Source organism: Alteromonas sp. CH_MED4-4, from assembly GCF_037029575.1.
In the GTDB taxonomy this organism is placed as follows: Bacteria; Pseudomonadota; Gammaproteobacteria; order Enterobacterales; family Alteromonadaceae; genus Alteromonas; species Alteromonas macleodii.
The window spans coordinates 1-22,126 of the sequence record NZ_JAYMEU010000038.1; the positions used below are offsets into that span (position 1 = coordinate 1).

Sequence of the window (22,126 nt, forward strand, 5' to 3'; positions counted from 1 at the left end):
ATCCACGAGTTGTGAGGAAAAGACCGACTAAATACCCCACAAAGAAAAAAGCCAGTCAGCTTAACTGACTAGCATTAGACTTAACGTCGGCTTTTTAATTCTTGTTCATGTAGAAGGGTTAGTTGAACATATCAACTAACGGGGAAACTTCTACTTAGCGCTAAATTACAAGATAAAGCGCGACAGATCTTCGTTATCTACCAAGGTTTCTAAGTGGCTGTTAACGTAGTCTGCATCAATCACGAATGACTCACCGCTCTTTTCAGAGGCGTCAAACGAGATGTCTTCCATAAGGCGCTCTAGCACGGTGTGCAAACGGCGGGCACCAATGTTTTCAGTGCGCTCATTCACCTGCCATGCCGCTTCGGCGATACGCTGAATACCAGAATCGTCGAAACTAATATCCACGCCTTCTGTCTTCATTAGCGCAATGTACTGGTGCGTTAATGACGCATTCGGCTCGGTAAGAATGCGCTTGAAGTCACCGACTTTAAGGGCAGATAGCTCAACGCGAATTGGAAGACGACCCTGAAGCTCTGGAATAAGGTCAGACGGCTTGCTCATTTGGAATGCGCCCGAAGCGATAAACAAGATATGGTCAGTTTTAACCATGCCGTGTTTTGTCGATACCGTTGAACCTTCCACAAGTGGAAGCAAGTCACGCTGAACACCTTCGCGAGACACATCGGCCGACGAGTTGCCCTCACGCTTACAAATTTTGTCAATTTCGTCGATAAACACAATACCGTGCTGCTCTACCGACTCAATGGCTTTTTCTTTCAAATCTTCTTGATTCACAAGGCGTGCAGCCTCTTCTTCAATTAGTAGTTTGAACGCTTCCTTAATTTTCAGCTTCTTCTTTTTCTTTTGCGAACCCGACAAGTTCTGGAACATGCCTTGAAGCTGATTGGTCATTTCTTCCATACCTGGAGGCGCCATAATTTCTACGCCAACCTGCGGAAGTGCTACGTCAATTTCAATTTCTTTGTCGTCTAGGTCGCCTTGACGAAGCTTTTTGCGAAATGCTTGGCGCGTGCCGCGATCTTCAACGTTTTCCTTATTACCCCATGCATCTTCTGGTGGAGGCAGCAAAACGTCTAAAATGCGCTCTTCCGCAGCTTCTTCTGCGCGGAATTTCACCTTTTTCATTTCATTTTCTTTCGTCATCTTCACCGCAATATCAGCAAGATCACGAATGATGGTCTCAACTTCTTTACCTACGTAGCCCACTTCAGTGAACTTAGTAGCTTCAACTTTAATGAACGGCGCGTTAGCAAGTTTTGCTAAACGGCGGGCTATTTCAGTTTTACCCACACCCGTAGGGCCAATCATCAAAATATTTTTTGGCGTAACTTCTTGGCGCAGCTCAGGTTCAAGCTGCATACGACGCCAGCGATTTCGAAGTGCAATAGATACAGCGCGCTTGGCATCTTGTTGACCAATAATATGTCGGTCTAACTCGTGAACAATTTCTCTTGGTGTCATTTCAGACATGAATAAACCCTTTTCTAACAGCGCTTGCTGTACTCAAATTCATACGAGCGACAGCAAGCCGATAACAGCACTCAGCTATTACTTAGTAATCTAGTACATCAACCGTTTGGCTATGGTTAGTGAATACGCAAATATCACCCGCTATGGTCAACGCTTTTTCAGCAATTTCTTTTGCGCTTAGCTCTGTATTTTCAAGTAGTGCTGTAGCTGCGGCTTGAGCGTAGTTACCACCAGAGCCAATCGCGATAAGATCTTGTTCTGGCTGCACCACATCACCGTTACCGGTAATAATAAACGATGCGGTTTCGTCTGCTACGGCAAGCAGTGCCTCTAGTTTGCGAAGCGCCCTGTCAGTCCGCCAATCTTTGGCAAGCTCTACTGCCGCTTTGGTCAAATGGCCTTGGTGGGCTTCAAGCTTTGCTTCAAAGCGCTCAAACAGCGTAAATGCGTCGGCCGTGCCACCAGCAAAGCCCGCTAAAATCTTGTCGTGGTATAAACGGCGCACTTTGCGCGCATTACCTTTCATTACGGTATTGCCCAGTGATACCTGTCCGTCACCGGCCATTACCACTTGATTCCCACGTCGTACAGATACAATCGTTGTCACGTTAATTCCCCGTTTGGCTGGGCGCTGCTGCGTTTTTCGTCTAGCAAAGGCAGCAGCGTTCAAATTCAATAACAAATAAGTGGGGGAAGGCTTTTTAATTTCAAGGGTAAGACAAAAGAATGTGCGCTCAGAGCTGCCTACTATATGGGCTTAGCGCATACGGTGCTTATTGAATACACCATTTATTGAGTGCATACTCTCGCCAACACACTCTATGACCAAGTGAAATAATGCCTAGGTGATAGAGCACAGATAAAGTAGCAACAATGAAGACGCTACATAATGGTTTTAAAGGAGTGGTAGTGAAGTATCAGGGAAGAATTCAACAGTGGGACGATGCTAAAGGTTATGGTTTTGTAGAGCCTAACGGTGGAGGCACGCGCGCGTTTACTCATATCGAAGCGTTTAAACAACGCTCTAGGCACCCGGTTAATGGCGACATTATTGTTTATGAAGTTGAGCAGGATAGAAATGGTAATCACCGCGCCTGCAACATCAGCTTACTCAAGGATCACAAAGCAAAACGTTTACGCGCCAATAAGCCAACCTCGCGAAGAAAACGTAATGTTATCGTACTGAGTATTTTCTCCGGTGCACTTGCGTTATTTACATTGTCAGGTCGGCTACCGTTTATAGTACCTATCGTTTATGGCGCGGTAAGTTTGCTTACCATACTGTTTTACGGCATAGACAAATCGGCTGCAAAAAAGGAAAAACGGCGAGTTTCAGAAGCAAAACTGCATATATTAAGCCTATTGGGAGGTTGGCCTGGCGCATTGCTTGCCCAGCAGATGTTTAAGCACAAGCGTAGTAAATCGGCATTCATGAGGATTTATTGGGTAACGGTTTTGGTTAATCTCATTTTGCTTGGGCTAATTGCATTTGAAGTGATTAATACGCAGGCATTCATGGTTGAAATTTAGCGAAATCGATACCCTTCAATGTCAAAACCAAAACCACTTTCGTAGCCCTTAACATACACCCATCCTTTATTCGGTAGGCGTTTGTGCTCACTTTGATTTAAGCATAATCGCCCATCTGACAAGGTACCGCTCTCTTTTAACAACAGTGAGTGTCGACAGTGTTTAGAGCCGCTGCCTTTTTCATAAGCAAATTTCAGTTCCGTTTCTTGTTTTCCGGACGCCAAGTGAAGCGTGTAGGGCAATGCCCTATCAATAAAATTCCAAGTAAAAATAAGCCCCAAAAACGGCATGGTGAAAATTGTTACTTTTCCACGCCAATCTTTCATCACAAATTGCGCTTGTCGTTTATCGAGGGAAATAGACAGGTAATAAAAGGCACAATAGACAAAAGTAAATAAAACAATGGCCCATGTTGAATTATTTAGCCATGCGTTAATCACGATAAAGTTGGTGAATGCCGATACAATCAAAGCGCCAATAAGTACTAAAAAAGCGCCGTTACTGATACGTGTTATTGGATGAAGCTCAGACCACTTAGGTCGAGTAAAATGCTCATCTTGATGGGCGCTATCCGTATCATTCTCAGGTGGCAGCGTTGCCCGCTTAGCAGCGAGCTCATTTTTTGCTGCCTGATAGCGTTCTGGAAAGGCCTGCTTATCAATATTTTCCAGAACGTCCTCAAGCTCTTCTACGCTATAAGCGGCGTAATTTGGTTGTTCGGTGATGGCAATACTCATTGATACTTCCTTGTAAACGCATCCTTTCTCTACGCGCTATTTCAGCGCCATATGCACCGCATTAAGTGTTACCTACAATAAACTGCTACAAATTCCAGTACCAAATTTGGCATGTCGCAATGTTCACTTTACGCAGACTGTGCTTGGCTTTTTCTGCATCACGCTTAGACTCGTAAGGGCCCAGAATAACGCGGAACCAATCGCCGTTGCTGCCAGTGCTGTGTCTGATAAGCGCCTCTAAACCTTGGAATGCAATTTTGGCTTTCATCTCTTCAGCCTGCGCGCGGGTTCTAAACGAGGCGCACTGCATTAAATAGCGTTTGTCAGATTTTTCTTGCTCTTTGACCTCAACTTCTACTTCATATCCTGGAAGGGTCTTAATGTACTCCCATTCTTCTTCAGGAAGCTCAGGTAACGTCTCTTCTGTAGGAGCCACAGGTCGTGAAGCTTGTGTATCCACGTCGTCTTCTACATTGTCTTTTATTGACCACAAAAATGCACCAAAGCCAATCACCAATGCGAATACGCCAACAAGGCGCACAATAAGAAGTTTTCCAGAAACCGGGGCATTAGATTGCGCATTTGATTGCGCGCTTCTGGCTGGTTTTCTACCTTTACCAGCCGGCTTCTTTTTTTGAGGAGAGCGTCCACGAGAGACATAATCGCGTTGAGCCATAGTCGGCAATATTCCTACTTGTTATCGTTGTTTGTATGCGTAAGAAAACGTCATATACCAAATCTTTATGAAGCAGCAGCTTTCCTGCACTTCAATCCTGCAGAAATTTTAACGTATTGCTACCCAACAAGCTAACTGAAATCGGTAGGATCAATATCTATCGACCACCTTACCTTCATTGCCTGTGGCAACGCCTGTAAAAATGGCAGCGCCAAACGCAGCGCATTGTGAAGCGGCGCACGCTTTTCATGGCTGCATACCAGCATAAACCGAAACCTGCCTTGCCGCTTTTCAATCAAACAAGGAAACGGGCCATTTAGCTCAATGGCATGCTGCTGGAGAAATACTTGCTTACTGTCTTGTAAAAAGCGATAGGCCAAACTGCTGTCGGTCGCTTCTGCGCGAATGACAAACTGGCTAATAAATGGGGGAAGCCCTGCCGCTTTTCGCTCCATTAAAGCGTGTCTGGCGAAATGCCCATAGCCATTGTGCACTAAATCTTGTAGCAAAGGGTGATGGGGGTTGTGAGTTTGCAGCCACATCTCACCAGGTTTACTGGCGCGCCCTGCTCTTCCAGCAAGCTGAGTTACAAGCTGAGCGAGCTTTTCTGGTGCTCTAAAATCGGCACTAAAAAGTGCACCATCACAATCTAGCACCGCCACTAAGGTTACATGCGGAAAATGGTGACCTTTTGATAGTATTTGGGTACCTACCAGCAGCTGGTACTCTTGGCGGTTTATTGCTTCTAGCGTCTGATGCAGTTTGTCTTTGCCCCGCACGGTATCGCTGTCTATTCGTACCTGCTTAACACCGGGAAATAAGCTTGCAAGCCCTTGCTCGACTTGCTCGGTGCCCGTACCCGCCGTAACTAATTCATTGTGATGGCACGCTTCGCAGTTTGATGGCATTGAGCGCATGCCGCCGCAGTGATGACACTGCAAACGGTTCTGCGCTTTATGCACCGTATACGGGCGGTCACAACGCTTACACATGACGGTTTCGCCGCAGTGATGGCAAAGCAGCGCTGGCGCATAGCCTCTGCGATTCACAAACACCAATACCTGATTTCCCGCGTTGATATGCTGGCGCATTATCGTTAGCAAGCCTTGCGAAATACCGTAGTGAATGGGTTGGTCACGCGCGTCCAACACATGCTGATGCGTGCTTTTCGCCCCTCCCGCTCGCTTAGTTAACTGCAAATGGGCATAGCGACCGCTTAGCGCATTATTAAGTGTTTCGAGTGCGGGCGTGGCGCTGCCTAATAAAAGAGGAATATTGTGCTGCTTAGCCCGCATAGCTGCCAAGTCACGGGCGTGGTAGCGAAGTCCATCTTGTTGTTTAAAAGACTCGTCGTGCTCTTCATCCACAATCAGCATGCCGGGGTTGTGCAGCGGGGTGAAAATAGCCGAGCGAGTACCGATGATTATCCCGAGTTCACCTGCTTTTGCTCGCTGCCATACATGTAACCGTTCTTTATCAGAAAGCTGAGAGTGTAAAACGCCCACTGCAATACCAAAGCGCTTTTCAAAGCGTGACACCGTTTGCGGCGTCAGCCCAATTTCTGGCACAAGTATAAGCACTTGCTTCCCTTCACGCAGCAAGGGTTCGATAGCTTGAAGATACACTTCCGTTTTACCGCTACCGGTAATCCCTTCAAGCAAACTTACAGCGAAATTGCCCTGCTGACGATTAAGTGCGGCAATGGCAACCGATTGCTCAGTATCTGGAATTGGCTTTTCAGACACCGATAACGAGGCAAGCCAACTGCCTGACTTAAATTCAGGCGCAACTTCTTCAATGCTTATCAATGACTTTTCGACAAGTGCTTTGACCGCAGGTGCGCCATACTGCTTGCGCGCTTGGGACGCTAATAAGGCACCACCGGCCAGTGCAGTAAAACAGGCTTGTTGTTTAGGCGCCCGCGATAACGTGTCTGCAGTCGTTTGCTTACCTTCTTCGGTAAGCATTAGCATGTCTTGGGGTGTTGGCGCTGCTGACTCGCCTTTGCGCAATAAAACAGGCAGCATGGCGTGTAGCACTTCACCCGGCGCATGATGATAGTACTGCCACAGCCATTGGGCCATTTTCAGCAACACCTCGTCTATAATGGGGCTATCGTCCAGTACCGACTCAATGGCTTTTAGCTTGTTGGAGTTTTCAATGTCGCTTTCAGGTTTGTGTAGGGTTTCAACAACTACGCCCACAAGTTTGCGCGGACCGAAAGGCACAACCACTCTTACACCCGCACTTAGTGCGTTATCGTGGGTATACGTGAAAAGTTGGCGCAGTGGCACTGGCACGGCAACTTGGATAAAGGCCATTGCGAAGGTTCTACCTTATTTGACGATTGTTACAGCGCGTAATGCGCTTACTAAGCTTCTTATGTTGAAACTAATTATACTGAGGCTTCTTGCAGACCTATACGTTACAGCAAGTTGAGCTGCTAACAGCTAGCTACACATTTTGCCACTAGAGCATCTGGCCCAGCCTTGAAAGACAAATATTTAAACATACTTTACAGGTAAGCATAAAAGGAATGTTTTTTGTTTGGCCTTTTTATACGGCTACCTTTTTATACGGCTGCCTTGTCTAGCTCTCTTGTTTAGCATTTGGCCAAAAACCGCTTGATCAAGGCCCTGCCATCCTTTATTATGCGCCGCTCTTTTGCGATAGGCTGTTCTTTGAACGACTTATCATTTGAATTAAGTAACGTATGGTGTGCGACTTCGGGTTGTATAGCGATACGGCCTTATTATGTGAGGTAACCCAATGAAACAAGATATCCACCCAAAATACGAAGCAATCACAGCAACTTGCTCATGTGGTAACGTAATGAACATTCGCTCTACGCTTGGTAAAGACATCAACCTAGACGTATGTTCTTCGTGTCACCCATTCTACACTGGTAAGCAACGTAACGTTGACACTGGTGGTCGTGTTGATCGCTTCAAGAAGCGTTTCGGTGCATTGGGCAAAAAGTAAGCCTGATATCGAGTTCGAAAAAAGCGCCTTTATGGCGCTTTTTTATTGCTTAAAATTCACGCTTCACACAAACAAGGTGTGCCAAACAGCGCTTTACCGCCGTTATCCTACGTCAGGCCAGTACCTAGCCAGTGTAACAAGCCCTGCAACTCGCCTTTCTGAAAACGTTTTTAGCTTAATTTGCAACATTCAGCGTAACCTGAACTCAGTGAAGGTTTTTAACATTAGATAAATGCCTATCCCAATTGCCGCCACTCACTTTCTTACACTCTTCTTCGCTATCAAAATAAATACCAACGGGTGCTGACTTAATTGACGCTAAAGCAATATTCACTTGGTTTATGAAGTCTATATCCCAACCATTAGTTAACGCCCGCTGCTTCTCCTGCTCAGTATTAAACACGGCAATCACTTGCGGCGCTCTCCAATGCCCTACGTGAGTTAGCCAAACAAATCCATTATTGGTAGATTTTACGCTTTCGCACACATCGGTTAGCACGGTTATTAGTTTTCTTTCTGTCATATCCTCGCCTTCAGCGCGAATTTTGAGTGGGCTTTCACAGGATTTTATCAGAAATATTGGATGGAGAATTAACGAGGTGTCTCCCTGCGTTCTATTTTCCTGATTTGGGTTTCTGTCCAATGCATTTATGAGAACGTAGATCCCTTTGATAGCTTTATTTTCCCCCTCCACACAATAGACCTACAGAATGTTATAACAAGTCAAAATAAATAGCATGAATGGCAATTATAGCCCCATTTTACTGGTCTAATTAGTATGCCTAACCTACATTGGTATATGAGAATTCTGATCAGATATGTACACAGTGATTGGCTGTGTTAGAGTTGCGATCGGCACTTTGATAGTGAGCATTAATTCTGTGAATAATGCATGACTTTCAAGACTTGTGGCGCTTTTGGGTACATAAACCAGAGGCTTGTATCCATTAAGGTATGTGAACAGAATCAGTAAAGGTTAACGCCTAGTCTGCTTTTCCACATGCCACCTTGGGGCCTATTGATGATTGCTGTAAAACAAAGATCAACAAGCCCTAGTGCTAACAACTATTTATAATCACTTTGTCATTACTTGGTTGTAACGCGCTTACGTTTATCTACCTATAACTATAACGACAATAAAATAGCTACAGAGCGTGAACGAAAACACCGATGAACCCTACATCTAAGGATACCTTTTTACATGTCAGATTTTAGACAACGCGCACTCGACTATCACGCCAAACCCACACCTGGAAAAATCCGCGTAGAGTTATCTAAGCCAGCCGACAGCGTCGATGACCTTGCTCTTGCCTACAGCCCAGGCGTTGCCGAGCCGGTCAGAGAAATTGCTGAAGATGCAGATAACGCCTATAAGTACACGGGTAAAGGAAACCTGGTTGCCGTTATCAGTAACGGAACTGCGATTTTAGGATTGGGTAACCTAGGCCCACTGGCATCGAAACCTGTTATGGAAGGAAAAGCCCTTCTGTTTAAACGCTTTGCTGGCCTGGATGCCATTGACATTGAAGTGAAGCATCGTACAACCGAAGAGTTCATTAATACAGTAGCGAATATCGCTGACACATTTGGCGGCATAAACTTAGAGGACATTAAAGCGCCTGAATGCTTTGAGATTGAACAAGAGCTAATTAAGCGCTGTAAAATTCCGGTATTTCATGATGATCAGCACGGTACCGCTATTGTAACTGCAGCGGGCATGCTTAATGCTCTGGAAATTCAGGGTAAAAGCATAGAGAGCGCTAAAATTGTGTGTATGGGTGCCGGTGCAGCAGCGGTCGCTTGTATGGAACTGCTTATTAAGTGTGGCGCCCAGCGTGAGCGTATTTATATGCTAGACAGAAAAGGCGTTATCCATACTCGTCGCGAAGACTTAACTGAGCACAAAAAGCTATTTGCTAACAATACTGACAAGCGTACGCTTGAAGACGTAATGGAAGGTGCGGATATTTTTGTTGGTGTGTCAGGACCGGATGTTTTACCACCAGAAACACTGGCCTTGATGGCTGAAAACCCAATTGTATTTGCATGTTCTAACCCAGACCCTGAGATAAAGCCTGAACTTGCTCACGAAGTACGTAAAGATCTTATTATGGCTACCGGACGCTCGGACTACCCTAACCAGGTTAACAACGTACTGTGTTTCCCGTTTATTTTCCGTGGAGCACTAGATGTTCGTGCAACGGCCATTAACGATGAAATGAAAGTAGCGGCAGTAGAAGCCCTTCGTGCTATCACGAAGGAGCCTGTACCAGAAGAAGTACTAGCTGCCAGTAAGAGTACTAGTCTGACATTTGGTAAGGAATACATTATTCCTAAACCTATGGATCCGCGTTTATGCGAGCGTATTGCTACCGCCGTATCTAAGGCTGCGATTGAATCTGGCGTTGCACGCGTGCCTGAAAGCCCAGAAGAATAAAATTCTGGCGCATAAGGCAAAAAAAATGGAGGGGCTAGTGCTCAACCTTTATTTGCTAAAAAGTGCGCTTAGAGAATACAAGTACATAAAAAACGGCGCCGTGTTGTAGGTTATCAACTAGCAATAACTTACAACAAAGCGCCGTTTCTCTTTAATACCAAATATCAGTCGTCTTCCGACACATCGTTTTCGAAGCTTGGATCAATGCCCATTTCTTCCATAATGCGTCTTGCTTCAGCCGGTACGCGATTAGGATTGTCTTTGCGCAGGTCATCATCGTTAGGCAATGGTTGACCGGTAAACGCATGCAAAAATGCTTCGCACAACAGTTCTGAATTAGTGGCGTGACGCAGATTATTGATTTGGCGGCGAGTACGCTCATCAGTAAGCGCCTTAAGCACATTAATAGGTATAGAGACAGTGACTTTCTTTACCTGTTCGCTCTTCTTGCCATGCTCTGCGTAGGGGTGAATATATTTACCGTTCCATTCTGCCATTGTACTAACTCGGTCTACTCTTTTTTATGTTATGAAGAGAAATTCTAAACAAGTTCACGAAAAGGTCAATTGAGCAGTGTAAACCTCTTGACGTCTAGACATATATTCTTTAATTTAGACGTCTAAACGTCTATAAGAATACATTTTTGAGAGAAAAAGCCATGGTTTCTTACGCACAAGGTATCGATGCATTAAACCAGTCCCTGTCGGAACTGCGTGATATTGATGTATCTTTTGAATTCTTTCCGCCTAAAACGGAAGCCATGGAACAGACCCTGTGGAAGTCAGTTGAACGTCTAGCGCCACTAAAGCCAAGCTACATGTCGGTAACCTACGGCGCGAATAGCGGTGAGCGTGACAGAACCCACGACGTTGTAAAACGCATTCAGCAGCAAACCGGTGTCGCGGCGGTTCCTCACTTGACCTGTGTTGATGCTAGCCGTGATGAGCTTAAGCAAATTGCAAAAGACTACTGGGACTCAGGTATTCGCCGTATTGTTGCGCTTCGTGGCGATTTACCGCCAGGAGTAGAAAAGACAGAGATGTATGCCTCTGATCTTGTTGCCTTGCTAAAAGACGTTGCCGATTTTGATATTTCTGTTGCTGCCTATCCAGAGAAGCACCCTGAAGCACCAAATGCGCAGTTTGATTTACTAAACCTCAAGCGCAAAGCAGAAGCAGGTGCCACAGAAGCGATAACCCAGTTCTTTTTCGATACGAGTGTGTACCTTCGATTTAGAGACCGTGCAGCCGCAGCGGGTGTCGACTTAGATATCGTTCCGGGTATTTTGCCGGTAACCAACTACCAAACACTGGTGAAATTTGCGGGGTTCACAAATGTTCATGTGCCGGGATGGTTACACAAAATGTTCGACGGCCTTGATGCCGACGACCAAGCCACACGTAACCTAATAGGTGCTAACATCGCCATGGATCAGGTAAAGGTATTGGCTAAAGAAGGGGTAAAACACTTCCATTTCTATACGTTGAACCGCAGTGAATTAAGCTACGCCATCTGCCACATGCTCGGCGTGCGTTCAGGCGCTTAATACATACGACAATCAGGACCGTGCTTACTTTTTTAACGAAGTACTCCACAAAAGGCGCAGTCAATGCGCCTTTATTGTATAAAGCCTGCATTAAACTTTGCCACCAAGGCCGCCCGCAGTTACCATCTGATATAACATGTAATGAACTATCGATGCTTTATAACAGTCCGCATAGATAAGACCGCGCTGTTTACCATTTACACGGTATCGTCAGGAGAAATTGAGTGGATTTAGACAAGGTTAAAGCCTTATATAACAATGTTACTCCTCAGGTTAGAGATCTCTTTAGCATTTTCATAAAGCGCTGTAGAGAAGACAATATTACTATCTCTGCTGGGCACTTAGCCTATGTAACGTTGTTATCTTTAGTACCATTTATCATGGTGACCTTTACCATTATGTCGGCTTTTCCTGCCTTCGCATCTGTGAGAAGCAAGCTAGAACATTTTGTTTTTAGCAACTTTGTACCTACCGCCAGTGATGTGGTGCATAAATACATGACCGATTTTGTAGGCAATGCCTCACAAATGAGTGCTATTGGTATTTTGTCGCTGCTGGTCGTTGCGTTAATGCTTATATCAAACGTAGATAAAACCCTGAATAGAATTTGGCGTACGCAAAGTGACAGACCGATTGTGTATACCTTTGCTATTTACTGGATGGTGATCACTCTTGGTCCTATGTTAATCGGCTCCAGTGTGGTGGTCAGTTCTTATTTAACTGGATTAGCGGCATTCACCGAAGAATACACACCAGGTCTTGGCACCTTCTTACTCAGCCTTGTACCAAGCGGCGCAGCCATGCTTGCTTTCACCATTTTATACATGGTGGTTCCTAATAGAAGGGTCTTTGCTCGTCACGCACTGGTGGGCGCTATCGTGGCTACTATCGCTTTTGAAATTACCAAGTCAGGCTTTGCGCTATATGTTACGAACTTTCCTTCGTACGAACTTATTTACGGCGCGCTTGCGGTGGTACCCATTCTGTTTTTATGGGTGTATTTGTCGTGGATAATTGTGCTGTTTGGTGCTGAATTTACCTGCAGCCTGGGTGAAGCGTTTGAAAACCGAAAAGCAGAAAACGAACCCCGCAAGGTACCTCAAGAATAACCAGCCCTTCAGTTTTTAATAAAAAAGGGAGCTTCTCGCTCCCTCTCTATCTATTACTGCTTAAAAGCTAGTTTTTCATTGAAGAAATAAACGCATCAGACTCGGCGATAGCAGAATTCATTTGTCTGATAAGCTGGGCAACGTTGCTCTCGATGGTAGAAAGTTCGCCCTGCAGCGCGCCAATGGCACTAGCATTTAGGTTGTGTTTTAAATACAGCACGTTATCTTGGAGCGCACTCAAGACTGGCGGCATTTTGCTTTCCGCTTTGCGCATAGCCGTCATTAACGAAGAGTAACGACGCTTAGTTTCGCGAAGCTTGGCCGCGCTATCGCGCTTAAGCGATGCATTTTCGTACTTTTCCAACTCTTCAGCCCATTCATCAAACAAGGCCTCCGCTACGCTTTCAACCTTATCAATGCGTGAACTCACTTCTTCTGAAGCGGCAACACTATCTTCGTACTGACCGTTTAATCGATTGTAAACATCTTCAAGCTCACCGCCATCGAACGCAACGGCCGCGCTGAATGCCTCCAGCGCCGAATTAAACTGCTCTTGAGCGTCTTCTTGTGATTCTTTCGCGTTTTCAACGCGGTCTACTAAGATATCACGCTTCTCAACGCCCACCTTTTCCCATGCTGCGTAATATGCAGACTGACACCCACTAAGGGCAAGCATAGCAACAAATGCTGATGCAAGTAGCTTCATGCGGTTACTCCACCTCTAAAGCGCGCTGCGCTTATAATACTGATTAGATGCAAAATGGCACCTAATGGCCAGAATACGATAGCAAGAACGACGGTCGCAGCCAGGGCATAGCACACGCCTACGGTAATGAAATAGAACAGCGCGCCCAGTATTCTGCCTTGAACCAAATGACCTAAACCAGGAATAAAGAAGTTACAAATTGCGGCGATTACATTACCGCCCGATCCTTGACCTGCCATATAAACATCCTCGCATTTATGACTATAATATGATTAGCTAGCACGTAATGACACTTGTTCTATAGTATACACTTAAGATTTATCGCTTATTTTACAAGCATAAACAGCGTTGAAGCAGTCAGCACGCAACCGTTTGTATAACAATAAACTAAACTAAAACAGGCACTCACACAACGCGCAGAAACAAAATGAAACGACTTTACCCCGATGTTACCTACTATGAAAATGGATTTATCGAAGTGGGAAGTGGGCATTCGCTTTACTTCGAGCAAAGTGGTAATCCAAACGGCATCCCCGTGCTCTTTATTCACGGAGGTCCAGGTGCAGGCTTACCCCCTAATTACAAATGCTTTTTTGACAGCAATAAGTATCGCATTGTCGGCTATGAGCAACGTGGTTGCGGCCGCTCTACGCCTATAGCTGACACGCTTAATAACGACACGTGGTCGAATGTTGAAGATATCGAAGCATTGCGTACACACCTTTCAATTCCAAAATTTCTCTTGTTTGGCGGTTCGTGGGGTTCGACACTCGCCCTGCTCTACGCGTTAAAGTACACACCGCGAGTGACAGGACTCATTTTACGTGGCGTATTTTTAGCTCGACAGGAAGACAGGGATTGGTTTTTATCGCCAAATGGCTGTGCAGCTCAGTTATTTCCCGAATATTACCGGAAATTTACAAAAGATGTGCCTAAGCCTGTGACCTCTAATTCAGTGTGTGATTTCTATAGCGCAATGGTGCGTTCTAGCAATGATGTACTAAGACATTCAGCGCTTAAAAGATGGTACCAATGGGAAGAGAGACTTTCTCGTATAACTCTACCACCTGGTGTGGGTGATTCGACGACTAATTACCCTATGCAGCTGGTCACCTGTTTAGCCACATTGGAATGCCATTTCCTATCTAATCAATGTTTCCTAGATGAAAACTATATTCTTGAAAACATTAGCAAAATAAGTCATATTCCTGGAACAATTGTACATGGTCGTTACGACATGATCTGCAAAACAGAAGCGGCGGAGGCACTTCACAAAGCGTGGCCTCAAAGTCAGCTACAAATTATCCCCGACGCGGGGCACAGTACTTCCGAGCCTAGTATAGGTTACGCACTCTGCCGTGCTACCCGCGACATGTCTCGCTTTATTCAGGAGTCGTCAAAGTGATAGGACTAATTCAACGCGTATCGGAAGCCAATGTCACCGTTGCCGGTAATGTTATCGGCGAAATTGGTAAAGGCATGCTGGTGCTCTTGGGTGTAGAGAAAGAAGACGGTGACGCGGAGATTGAGAAACTAGCAAATAAGCTCTGTCGATATCGCATGTTCAGTGACGAAGACGGAAAAATGAATCTAAATGTTGGGCAAGTGGGAGGCGAAATACTGGTGGTCTCTCAGTTCACACTCGTAGCCGATACGCAGAAAGGTAATCGTCCTGGTTTTTCACGCGGTGCATCGCCAGAACACGGCCAAGCCATTTATGAAAAGTTCGTTCAGTCTCTAAAAAATAAAGGTATGGTAGTGGCCACCGGCGAGTTCGGCGCTGATATGCAAGTAGGCCTAATTAATGACGGCCCCGTCACCTTTCAATTTAGCGTTTAGCGGGTAAAATCGTACGCTTCGTCAGCATCCCAAACTTGCTTACATAATTAAGCTTGTACCGCATGTATTCTTACGTTTAAATACTCGTTCATTCATTTAAGAAGGCCGGTTTATTGTGTACAAGGTAGTCACACCAAAAAGCGATGCCGAGTTTGAAGCCTATTTTCATTTTCGGTGGGAACACTTACGCCAGCCATGGAATTTCCCTCCAGGCTCTGAAAAAGACGAATATGAACAAGTCGCAGAGCACCGTATTATTACTAACCGAAATGGCGAAATTGTAGCTTGCGGCCGTGTGCATTTGAACACAGCCGAAGAGGCACAAATTCGTCATATTGCGGTTCACCCAGGCCATCAACGCAAAGGCTTAGGCCAAATGATCATGGCCGCACTAGAAAACGTTGCGAAAGACTTGGGCGCCGAGCGCGCTGTAACGAACAGCCGCGAAATATCTATCGACTTTTTTAGCGCATGTGGCTTTGAAGTTGAGCGTGAAGCGCCTAACGAGCTAGGCATGCTTAAACGTCAACAAATGGTCAAGAAGTTCACTGAAAACAACACATTGGTACTTCACCCTAAGTGGTGTAAATCGCTGCAAGAGACATGGTCTGAGACCATTCCCATTACCGAGCACATGGGAATTAAGCTTTACCAGTACACAGGCCGCACGCTTGAAACCCGTGCATCATTAAACAAAAACATCAATATTCACGGCACTATGTTTGCTGGCAGTATTTTTTCTTTAGCTACACTAACTGGCTGGGGCATGATTTACCTGCAGCTTAAAGAGCGTGGATTAGACGGTGACATTGTATTGGGCGATGGTGATATTCATTACCACAAACCCATCACGATGAAACCAAGAGCAATCTGTAATATTGAAACCTTGTCTGGAAAATTCAAGCCGCTAGAGAACGACAACAAGGCAAGGTTTGAGCTGAGTGTGGCAATTTTAGATGGCGACACCCCTGTGGCGGAATTTGAAGGGGTATTCTACGTACTTCCTCCCTCTAAAAATGAAGAAGAGTAGCGTTACGGATTAGCGATCATCACTAATTCGTACGAGCCGTCACTAAGAACAAAAATCCACTCATAAAAAAAGCGCCGTTAAGGCGCTTTTTTCGTCGTTAAGCTATTTGTAAGCTATGCACTGCGTGTACTACGCGACCATAGCTGCTTGAAGCTTTTTCATCGCGTTCTTTTCAATTTGACGAACACGCTCTGCAGAAACCTGATATTTATCAGCTAAGTCTTGCAGAGTAATCTTGTTGTCTGCTAACCAACGAGTTTCGATGATATCTTGGCTACGCTCGTCTAGCGTTTTAATCGCTGAGTACAAGCGCTTGCTCGCCGCTGTATCCCAGTCGTTGTTGATTACGTCAGTTTCAACATCTGAAGATTTGTCTTCTAAATACTGAACTGGCGCAAAGTTACCTGTTTCATCTTCGTCCGCAGTTAAATCGAACGCTTGGTCTTGAGAGCTCATACGCGCTTCCATTTGAAGCACTTCTTTTGTACTCACACCCAATTCGTTCGCTACTGTTTGCACTTCGTCATGAGTAAACCAACCAAGACGCTTCTTCGCCTTACGAAGGTTAAAGAACAGTTTGCGCTGCGCTTTGGTTGTCGCAACTTTCACTATTCGCCAGTTTTTAAGTACGAACTCATGAATTTCTGCTTTGATCCAATGTACCGCGAAAGAAACCAAACGTACGCCCACTGTTGGGTCGAAACGCTTAACGGCTTTCATCAGACCGATGTTACCTTCTTGAATTAAGTCGGCTTGTGGTAAGCCATAACCTGAGTAAGATTTTGCAATGTGCACTACAAAACGAAGATGTGACATTACTAGCTTACGAGCGGCTTGTAAGTCTTCGTCTTCGCGAAGGCGCACTGCCAACTCGCGCTCTTCCTCAGCGCTAAGCATATCAATGCTGCTTACAGCTTGGATGTAGCCTTCAATGCTACCGCTGTGTGGCACTGACAGGGCCATAGATTGCAAATTGTTGCTCATTGTTCACCTCATTTATTGCCGCTTCATATTAGCAAAGTAACCGAAGCTGCGCGAGACCTAATTAAGATATGAAGTCTAACCAATATGTAGTTATAGTGACAGTTTCTACAATATCAAGACCTAAATAAAGAAAAAAAGTTCAACTCTACAGCTTGCGGTCCATTTACGAATGCATTCGCCGCAAACACTAAGCCTAGACTATCGACTTCACATCAAATGACACGCTGCACTTTCTGGCGTCGTGCCTTTGGGTCGGTCATTTAACCACTACATCATTATACTTTAATTACACATACCAAAGTGAAGGCTAATCTCACTGGTATGAAATCCAACGCTTATTTATTACACGCTAGTTACCCGAAACATAAGATTTCCATTATCTCTAAGATAAGTCAGCAAGGTGCCTACGCGTCAATACAGTATGTAAACCTTGTATATGTCATCTTATACCTTGCTTTTCTGGCTGGAAACTGAAAATAATAGATTGAATTAATCGATTTTGCACTACAACCGCTGTACAGCATTTTCCAGACAACAATTATAAGAGACTGGAAGGGAAATACTTAAGGAAAGGAGTAAGGCAAGTGAAGCAAAGAGGATCTTGATGTTTGCTTACGTCGCTAGACAGCCAATATTTAATGTAAACAGAGAAGTTTACGCCTACGAACTACTTTTTCGTGTTGGAGAAGATAACTGCTTTCCCGATATACCTCCTGACGAGGCTACCTCGAAAATTCTTACCTCTACCCATTTAAGCTTAGGTATTGAAGAGATAACCGGAGATAAGAAAGCCTTCATTAACTTTCACCGCGACACACTTATGTTTCGTTTTCCGACCTCTCTGGATGCAAGCAAAGTGGTCATTGAGATTGTAGAAACCGTTGACGTTGATGATGCGCTGGTAGCCGCTTGCAAACATATTCGAGGTCTTGGCTATCCTATTGCTCTTGACGACTACGACATGAAAGGGAAGTGGGAAGCATTCATTCCATTTACCAGCATAGTCAAAATTGACATTACAGAGATCCCCCACGACAAAATTCCCGCCCTTGTCGAACGCTTCAAATCGAACAAAATACAGTTGGTTGCAGAAAAAATTGAGACCTATGAAGAATTCAATAAATTCAAAGATATGGGTTTCGACTATTTCCAAGGATACTTTCTAGCTAAACCCGAAATCGTAAGGCACAGAAAGTTAGGGCCCAGCAGCCTAACCATGATGGAGTTACTTACGCTAAGTAGCCAGGCAAAGCTTAATTTCGATGAAGTAAACAAAATCATTGAACGAGATCCCTCGCTTACCTACTTGCTGCTGCGGTTTATCAACAATCCTCTGGTCAACAAGCGATATAAAATAACGTCACTTAAACACGCGTTAACCTTTATGGGCGAAGTAGAAGTGAAGAAGTTCATATCATTGCTGGCTCTTGCAAACCTAAGCGATGGTCAACCTACTGAGCTAATGCAAATGGCGCTTGTTCGCGCTAAGTTCTGTGAACTGGTCTACACCCAGCTTAAAGATGCCGATGACCCGTTAAAAGGTTTTCTTACTGGCCTGCTTTCTTTGCTTGATGCCATGATGGAACAGCGAATTGACGATTTGGTCAGCAAGGTTCCAATTAGTGACGACGTTAAAGATGCCCTGTGCGGTAGCCCTGGTATGCTTCGCAACTGTCTGACACTGTCACAATTCTTTGAAAGAGCTAAATGGACGGGCATTCAGCAATTCGCAACAAAGTATGGTGTTAAACAGAGTCTTCTGCATAGTTATTACAACGAAGCGATAAAGTGGGCTAAATACATTCATAAGGCCGCTTTGAACGACAACTAAGCCTACGATTACGCCAGTTGATGTGAAATTAATCGTTGAATAGTTGTTAGATTGCGCTTACATATCATAGACTAGGGTCAGTTCTTTTGGATGACACATTAAAGAACACCTAACCTTAGCGTGTGACGTAGCGCTAGCTAAGCCTCTAAATATAACAATAAAAATAACCTTAACCGTGTTGTATCAGGAATAGATTATGTTCGCGTTTATAGCTCGCCAGCCTATTTTAGATAAAAGCAAAAGTGTTTTCGCCTATGAGCTTCTGTTCAGAGATGGCAAGTCTGGTGCTTATCCGGAACATAACGAAGAGAAAGCTAAGTATATTTCTGAGCACTTCCATCCACTTGGGCTTGATGATATCAGCGGCGAAAAAACGTCTTTTATCACGTTCTCGTCAGATACAATTATTTCCCGCTTTCCTACATCGCTGAACCCTGAGTCGGTAGTGGTTGAACTGGCTGAACCAACCGACAACACCAGCGGCCTATTCGAAGCATGCCAGCACATAAAGCAACTTGGCTTTAAGCTAGCTATCGATGACCCTATGATGGTGGGTTCAAAACACGACATATTTCCTCTTATCGATATTGTGAAAGTCGATGTGACAAAAACCCGCTTTGAAACCATTGAAAAGCACATTCCGCGCTATCACGATGCGAACGTGCAATTAGTGGCGGAACAGGTTGATACACAAGATAATTTTTCAACGTGCGTAGATTTGGGTTTCGACTTCTTCCAGGGTTATTTTTTCTCGCAACCGGAAGCACGTATTCTACGACAGCTTCCTGCGTCTAAAATGAACATTGTTGATTTGATGGGCGAAAGCTCTAGCAGCGACTTTGACATAGACCGTATCAGCCAAATTATAGAGCGAGACGCCACCTTAAGCTTCTTATTGCTGAAGTTTATCAATAACCCCACTATTAATAAGCGTTACAAAATTACATCACTAAAGCACGCGCTTAATTACATGGGTGAAGTAGAGATTAAGAAATTCATCGCTTTGTTAAGTTTAACGAACTTAGGCGATACAAAGCCTCTTGAAATCATTCATATGTCGTTAGTTCGCGCTAAGTTTTTCGACTTACTTGCTGAGCGTAGAGGTCTTAGAAATAATCCGCCCATCTCCTTTTTGGTTGGTTTATTTTCGCTTCTTGAAGGGTTACTTGATCAGTCTATGACAGACATTGTAAAGCAGCTGCCGCTTTCCGATGAGGTTAACGATGCACTACTTGGCAAGAACTTAGAAATGAACAGCTATATGACTTTGGTTCGCGCCTTTGAAAGCGCCCTTTGGATGAATGTCATAAAACAAGCTAAAGTGCTTAATATTGACCAGAAGCAGCTGCATATGCTGTATAACCAAGCCATCATTTGGGGCAATGGAGTGCGCAGCGCTATCTCCTCACACTATCCCCGTGCGATAGCTTAAGTACAAAACTAAGAACACGCCTACTTACCGCCAATAACGTCATACAGTGACTTATATATTTCGCACTGTAGGCGTGTAAGTATACTCACGTCTACGACTACTTGGGCTCTATTTCCCTTACATGACGCTGCACAGAGATAAGTGAGCCCAGTAAACCGAGCAGCACCGATAGTCCCAGCATAGTCAGCAATGCAGAACCGGTTAATCCGGTAATGTTGAAATCCTTCTGATACATAGCGGCAAACGTAGTGATGCTGCTGTCCATCCACCATAGTATGATAATAACGGCAAACCACGCCATTAGTCCGCCCAATAGGCCATACCAGAAGCCTGTATATAAAAACGGGCGATGGATAAACGCATCGGTTGCGCCAACCAGCTTCATCACCACGATTTCGTCATACTTGTTCAAAATATTCAGACGAATGGTGTTACCAATAATTAGTACAACGGCGATGAAAAGTAGTAATCCTATTAGCGTAACCAAGTCTCTAGCAATATCGATAACGGCATATAGTCGCTCTAACCATTCGATATCCAGTTTGCCAATATCAACTTCACGCTGCTGTCGCAGCTTATCTAGCAGTGCTTTGGCTGCCGTCGGTGACGCGTGTTTTTCGTTTGGCGTTACTAGTACTACATCAGGCAGTGGGTTTTTCTCTAGATAGGCGATGGCATCGCCCAATCCTGACAAGTGCTGAAATTCTTTAAGCGCATCATCCGCTGGAATATAAACAACGCTGTCTATTTCAGACCAGCTGTTTAATCGTGCCACCAGCTGTTGCGAACTTGCCGCGTTGATATTTGGCTTTAAAAACAGAGATATTTCTGAAGCCTGATCCCAGCCTGCTGTAATTTTCTCAGTATTTTTCACCATGATATAAAGCGTACTAGGTAGCGTAATACTCAGGCCTAGTACCCCAATAGTCATTAAAGATGCCAGCGGCTGACGCCACAGCTCTCCAAGACTCGCCAGCGCTTGGCGCACATGGCTGACAAAGAACATCACAATAGATTGAATAAAGCCCACTTTGGCAGAAGACGCCCCTTTTGCACGCCCTTTAAACAAAATACTCATGACCAGGCTCCTTCACTGCTGGCTGAACTTGTGCCATCAAGATCATCAGTAAGGCCATCGGTGATCATTTGACCATTTTTGAGGGTCAGCGTGCGATAACGCATGCGAGCAATCAGCCCTAAATCATGGGTTGCAATAAGTACTGACACGCCCGCTTGATTGAAGTCTTCGAAAAGACGAATAATTTCCATAGAAAGCTTGGGGTCGAGGTTACCGGTCGGTTCGTCTGCCAGCAGTAACGGGGGTTTATTTACTACTGCTCGCGCGATCCCCACTCGCTGCTGCTCACCACCAGACAACGTAATAGGCAGGCAACGCGCTTTATCTCTTAGCCCTACCATTTCAAGCGCAGCTTCTACGCGCTTGCGAATTTCTTTGTGGGTGTAACCCTCAATGACTAGCGGTAACGCCACGTTGTCAAAAACCGACTTGTCCATTAGCAGCTGGTGACTTTGGAAGATCATGCCGATATCGCGGCGTATATAGGCAATATCTCGACGGGTAATGGCGTTAAGGTCGTGGCCATTAATAAGAACGCGCCCTACTGTTGGGCGCTCCATTAGGCTGATAAGTTTAAGTAGCGTGCTTTTTCCTGCGCCAGAATGCCCTGTTAAAAAGGCCATTTCACCCGGCGCAATATGAAAATTCACCTTGCTTAGCGCACGTTGTCCGCCCGGATAAGTTTTGCTTACCTGCTCAAACTTTATCATTATTT

22 protein-coding genes are annotated in these 22,126 nt (G+C 45.0%); 10 read left to right on the forward strand and 12 right to left on the reverse strand.

Annotated elements, in window-relative coordinates; translation table 11 throughout:
• Window positions 1–165 precede the first annotated feature (165 nt).
• Both hslU and hslV read right to left on the reverse strand, forming a co-directional pair.
• The gene (hslU, locus tag WA381_RS18960) at window positions 166–1,494 is read right to left on the reverse strand and encodes an HslU--HslV peptidase ATPase subunit (RefSeq protein ID WP_014950968.1); all 1,329 of its coding nucleotides are present in this window, start codon (window positions 1,492–1,494) and stop codon (window positions 166–168) included.
• An 82-nt stretch (window positions 1,495–1,576) separates the two neighbouring features.
• Window positions 1,577–2,101: an ATP-dependent protease subunit HslV gene (gene hslV, locus WA381_RS18965; RefSeq protein ID WP_014950969.1), complete on the reverse strand. Its 525-nt coding sequence runs from the start codon at window positions 2,099–2,101 to the stop codon at window positions 1,577–1,579.
• Between the two features lie 302 nt (window positions 2,102–2,403).
• On the opposite strand from hslV, the gene WA381_RS18970 reads away from it, so the two are divergent.
• The gene (locus WA381_RS18970) at window positions 2,404–3,024 is read left to right on the forward strand and encodes a cold shock and DUF1294 domain-containing protein (protein WP_231506578.1); all 621 of its coding nucleotides are present in this window, start codon (window positions 2,404–2,406) and stop codon (window positions 3,022–3,024) included.
• On the opposite strand, the gene WA381_RS18975 is transcribed toward WA381_RS18970, so the two are convergent.
• From WA381_RS18975 to priA, 3 genes are all read right to left on the reverse strand, one after another.
• Window positions 3,021–3,761 carry a hypothetical protein gene (locus WA381_RS18975; protein ID WP_061486678.1) on the reverse strand — a complete coding sequence of 247 codons (741 nt, stop codon included), beginning with the start codon at window positions 3,759–3,761 and terminating at the stop codon, window positions 3,021–3,023. The two genes, WA381_RS18970 and WA381_RS18975, sit on opposite strands and share 4 nt — an antisense overlap.
• Before the next feature lie 85 nt (window positions 3,762–3,846).
• Window positions 3,847–4,437, reverse strand: coding sequence for a cbb3-type cytochrome oxidase assembly protein (locus tag WA381_RS18980; protein ID WP_061486679.1), 591 nt, complete (start codon window positions 4,435–4,437; stop codon window positions 3,847–3,849).
• A gap of 131 nt (window positions 4,438–4,568) precedes the next feature.
• Window positions 4,569–6,758, reverse strand: coding sequence for a primosomal protein N' (gene priA / locus WA381_RS18985; protein ID WP_061486680.1), 2,190 nt, complete (start codon window positions 6,756–6,758; stop codon window positions 4,569–4,571).
• Window positions 6,759–7,206: 448 nt separating this feature from the next.
• Between priA and rpmE the strand changes: the two genes are divergently transcribed.
• On the forward strand, window positions 7,207–7,419 hold the full coding sequence (gene rpmE / locus WA381_RS18990; RefSeq protein ID WP_014977577.1) for a 50S ribosomal protein L31: 213 nt from the start codon (window positions 7,207–7,209) through the stop codon (window positions 7,417–7,419).
• Between the two features lie 205 nt (window positions 7,420–7,624).
• Here rpmE and WA381_RS18995 read toward each other — a convergent pair whose 3' ends face one another.
• Window positions 7,625–7,942: a hypothetical protein gene (locus tag WA381_RS18995; protein WP_039226843.1), complete on the reverse strand. Its 318-nt coding sequence runs from the start codon at window positions 7,940–7,942 to the stop codon at window positions 7,625–7,627.
• Between the two features lie 678 nt (window positions 7,943–8,620).
• Between WA381_RS18995 and WA381_RS19000 the strand changes: the two genes are divergently transcribed.
• Window positions 8,621–9,856, forward strand: coding sequence for a malic enzyme-like NAD(P)-binding protein (locus WA381_RS19000; RefSeq protein ID WP_014950978.1), 1,236 nt, complete (start codon window positions 8,621–8,623; stop codon window positions 9,854–9,856).
• Window positions 9,857–10,020: 164 nt separating this feature from the next.
• Here the strand turns inward: WA381_RS19000 and metJ are convergent, their stop codons facing one another.
• Window positions 10,021–10,353: a met regulon transcriptional regulator MetJ gene (gene metJ / locus WA381_RS19005; RefSeq protein ID WP_014950979.1), complete on the reverse strand. Its 333-nt coding sequence runs from the start codon at window positions 10,351–10,353 to the stop codon at window positions 10,021–10,023.
• A gap of 161 nt (window positions 10,354–10,514) precedes the next feature.
• Here metJ and metF point away from each other — a divergent pair, with 161 nt between their 5' ends.
• The gene (gene metF / locus WA381_RS19010; protein ID WP_014950980.1) at window positions 10,515–11,402 is read left to right on the forward strand and encodes a methylenetetrahydrofolate reductase; all 888 of its coding nucleotides are present in this window, start codon (window positions 10,515–10,517) and stop codon (window positions 11,400–11,402) included.
• A gap of 224 nt (window positions 11,403–11,626) precedes the next feature.
• Complete coding sequence (locus WA381_RS19015; protein ID WP_014980485.1) at window positions 11,627–12,511, forward strand: virulence factor BrkB family protein; 885 nt, start codon at window positions 11,627–11,629, stop codon at window positions 12,509–12,511.
• A gap of 67 nt (window positions 12,512–12,578) precedes the next feature.
• Here the strand turns inward: WA381_RS19015 and WA381_RS19020 are convergent, their stop codons facing one another.
• Entirely contained in the window at window positions 12,579–13,217 is a 639-nt protein-coding gene (locus WA381_RS19020; RefSeq protein ID WP_061486682.1) for a DUF2959 domain-containing protein, read from the reverse strand.
• Window positions 13,214–13,456 (reverse strand): hypothetical protein, encoded by a 243-nt coding sequence (locus tag WA381_RS19025; RefSeq protein WP_014950983.1) that lies wholly within the window; start codon window positions 13,454–13,456, stop codon window positions 13,214–13,216. The genes WA381_RS19020 and WA381_RS19025 overlap by 4 nt, the downstream gene beginning before the upstream one ends.
• Window positions 13,457–13,644: 188 nt before the next feature.
• On the opposite strand from WA381_RS19025, the gene pip reads away from it, so the two are divergent.
• The 3 genes from pip to WA381_RS19040 all read left to right on the forward strand — a co-directional run bounded on the left by pip (window position 13,645) and on the right by WA381_RS19040 (window position 16,086).
• A complete protein-coding gene (gene pip / locus WA381_RS19030) occupies window positions 13,645–14,622 on the forward strand; it encodes a prolyl aminopeptidase (RefSeq protein WP_014950984.1) in 978 nt (325 codons plus the stop codon).
• Entirely contained in the window at window positions 14,619–15,056 is a 438-nt protein-coding gene (dtd, locus tag WA381_RS19035) for a D-aminoacyl-tRNA deacylase (protein ID WP_156087014.1), read from the forward strand. The genes pip and dtd overlap by 4 nt, the downstream gene beginning before the upstream one ends.
• A gap of 115 nt (window positions 15,057–15,171) precedes the next feature.
• A complete protein-coding gene (locus tag WA381_RS19040) occupies window positions 15,172–16,086 on the forward strand; it encodes a bifunctional GNAT family N-acetyltransferase/hotdog fold thioesterase (RefSeq protein ID WP_014950986.1) in 915 nt (304 codons plus the stop codon).
• Between the two features lie 129 nt (window positions 16,087–16,215).
• On the opposite strand, the gene rpoH is transcribed toward WA381_RS19040, so the two are convergent.
• On the reverse strand, window positions 16,216–17,070 hold the full coding sequence (rpoH, locus tag WA381_RS19045; protein ID WP_014950987.1) for an RNA polymerase sigma factor RpoH: 855 nt from the start codon (window positions 17,068–17,070) through the stop codon (window positions 16,216–16,218).
• A 604-nt stretch (window positions 17,071–17,674) separates the two neighbouring features.
• Between rpoH and WA381_RS19050 the strand changes: the two genes are divergently transcribed.
• Window positions 17,675–18,901 carry an EAL and HDOD domain-containing protein gene (locus WA381_RS19050; RefSeq protein ID WP_061096012.1) on the forward strand — a complete coding sequence of 409 codons (1,227 nt, stop codon included), beginning with the start codon at window positions 17,675–17,677 and terminating at the stop codon, window positions 18,899–18,901.
• 196 nt (window positions 18,902–19,097) lie between these two features.
• Window positions 19,098–20,333 (forward strand): EAL and HDOD domain-containing protein, encoded by a 1,236-nt coding sequence (locus tag WA381_RS19055; RefSeq protein ID WP_156087015.1) that lies wholly within the window; start codon window positions 19,098–19,100, stop codon window positions 20,331–20,333.
• Window positions 20,334–20,430: 97 nt separating this feature from the next.
• Here the strand turns inward: WA381_RS19055 and ftsX are convergent, their stop codons facing one another.
• Entirely contained in the window at window positions 20,431–21,411 is a 981-nt protein-coding gene (gene ftsX, locus WA381_RS19060) for a permease-like cell division protein FtsX (protein WP_156087017.1), read from the reverse strand.
• A complete protein-coding gene (ftsE, locus tag WA381_RS19065; RefSeq protein ID WP_014950991.1) occupies window positions 21,408–22,121 on the reverse strand; it encodes a cell division ATP-binding protein FtsE in 714 nt (237 codons plus the stop codon). Before ftsE ends, ftsX begins: the two co-directional genes overlap by 4 nt.
• Window positions 22,122–22,126: the final 5 nt, after the last annotated feature.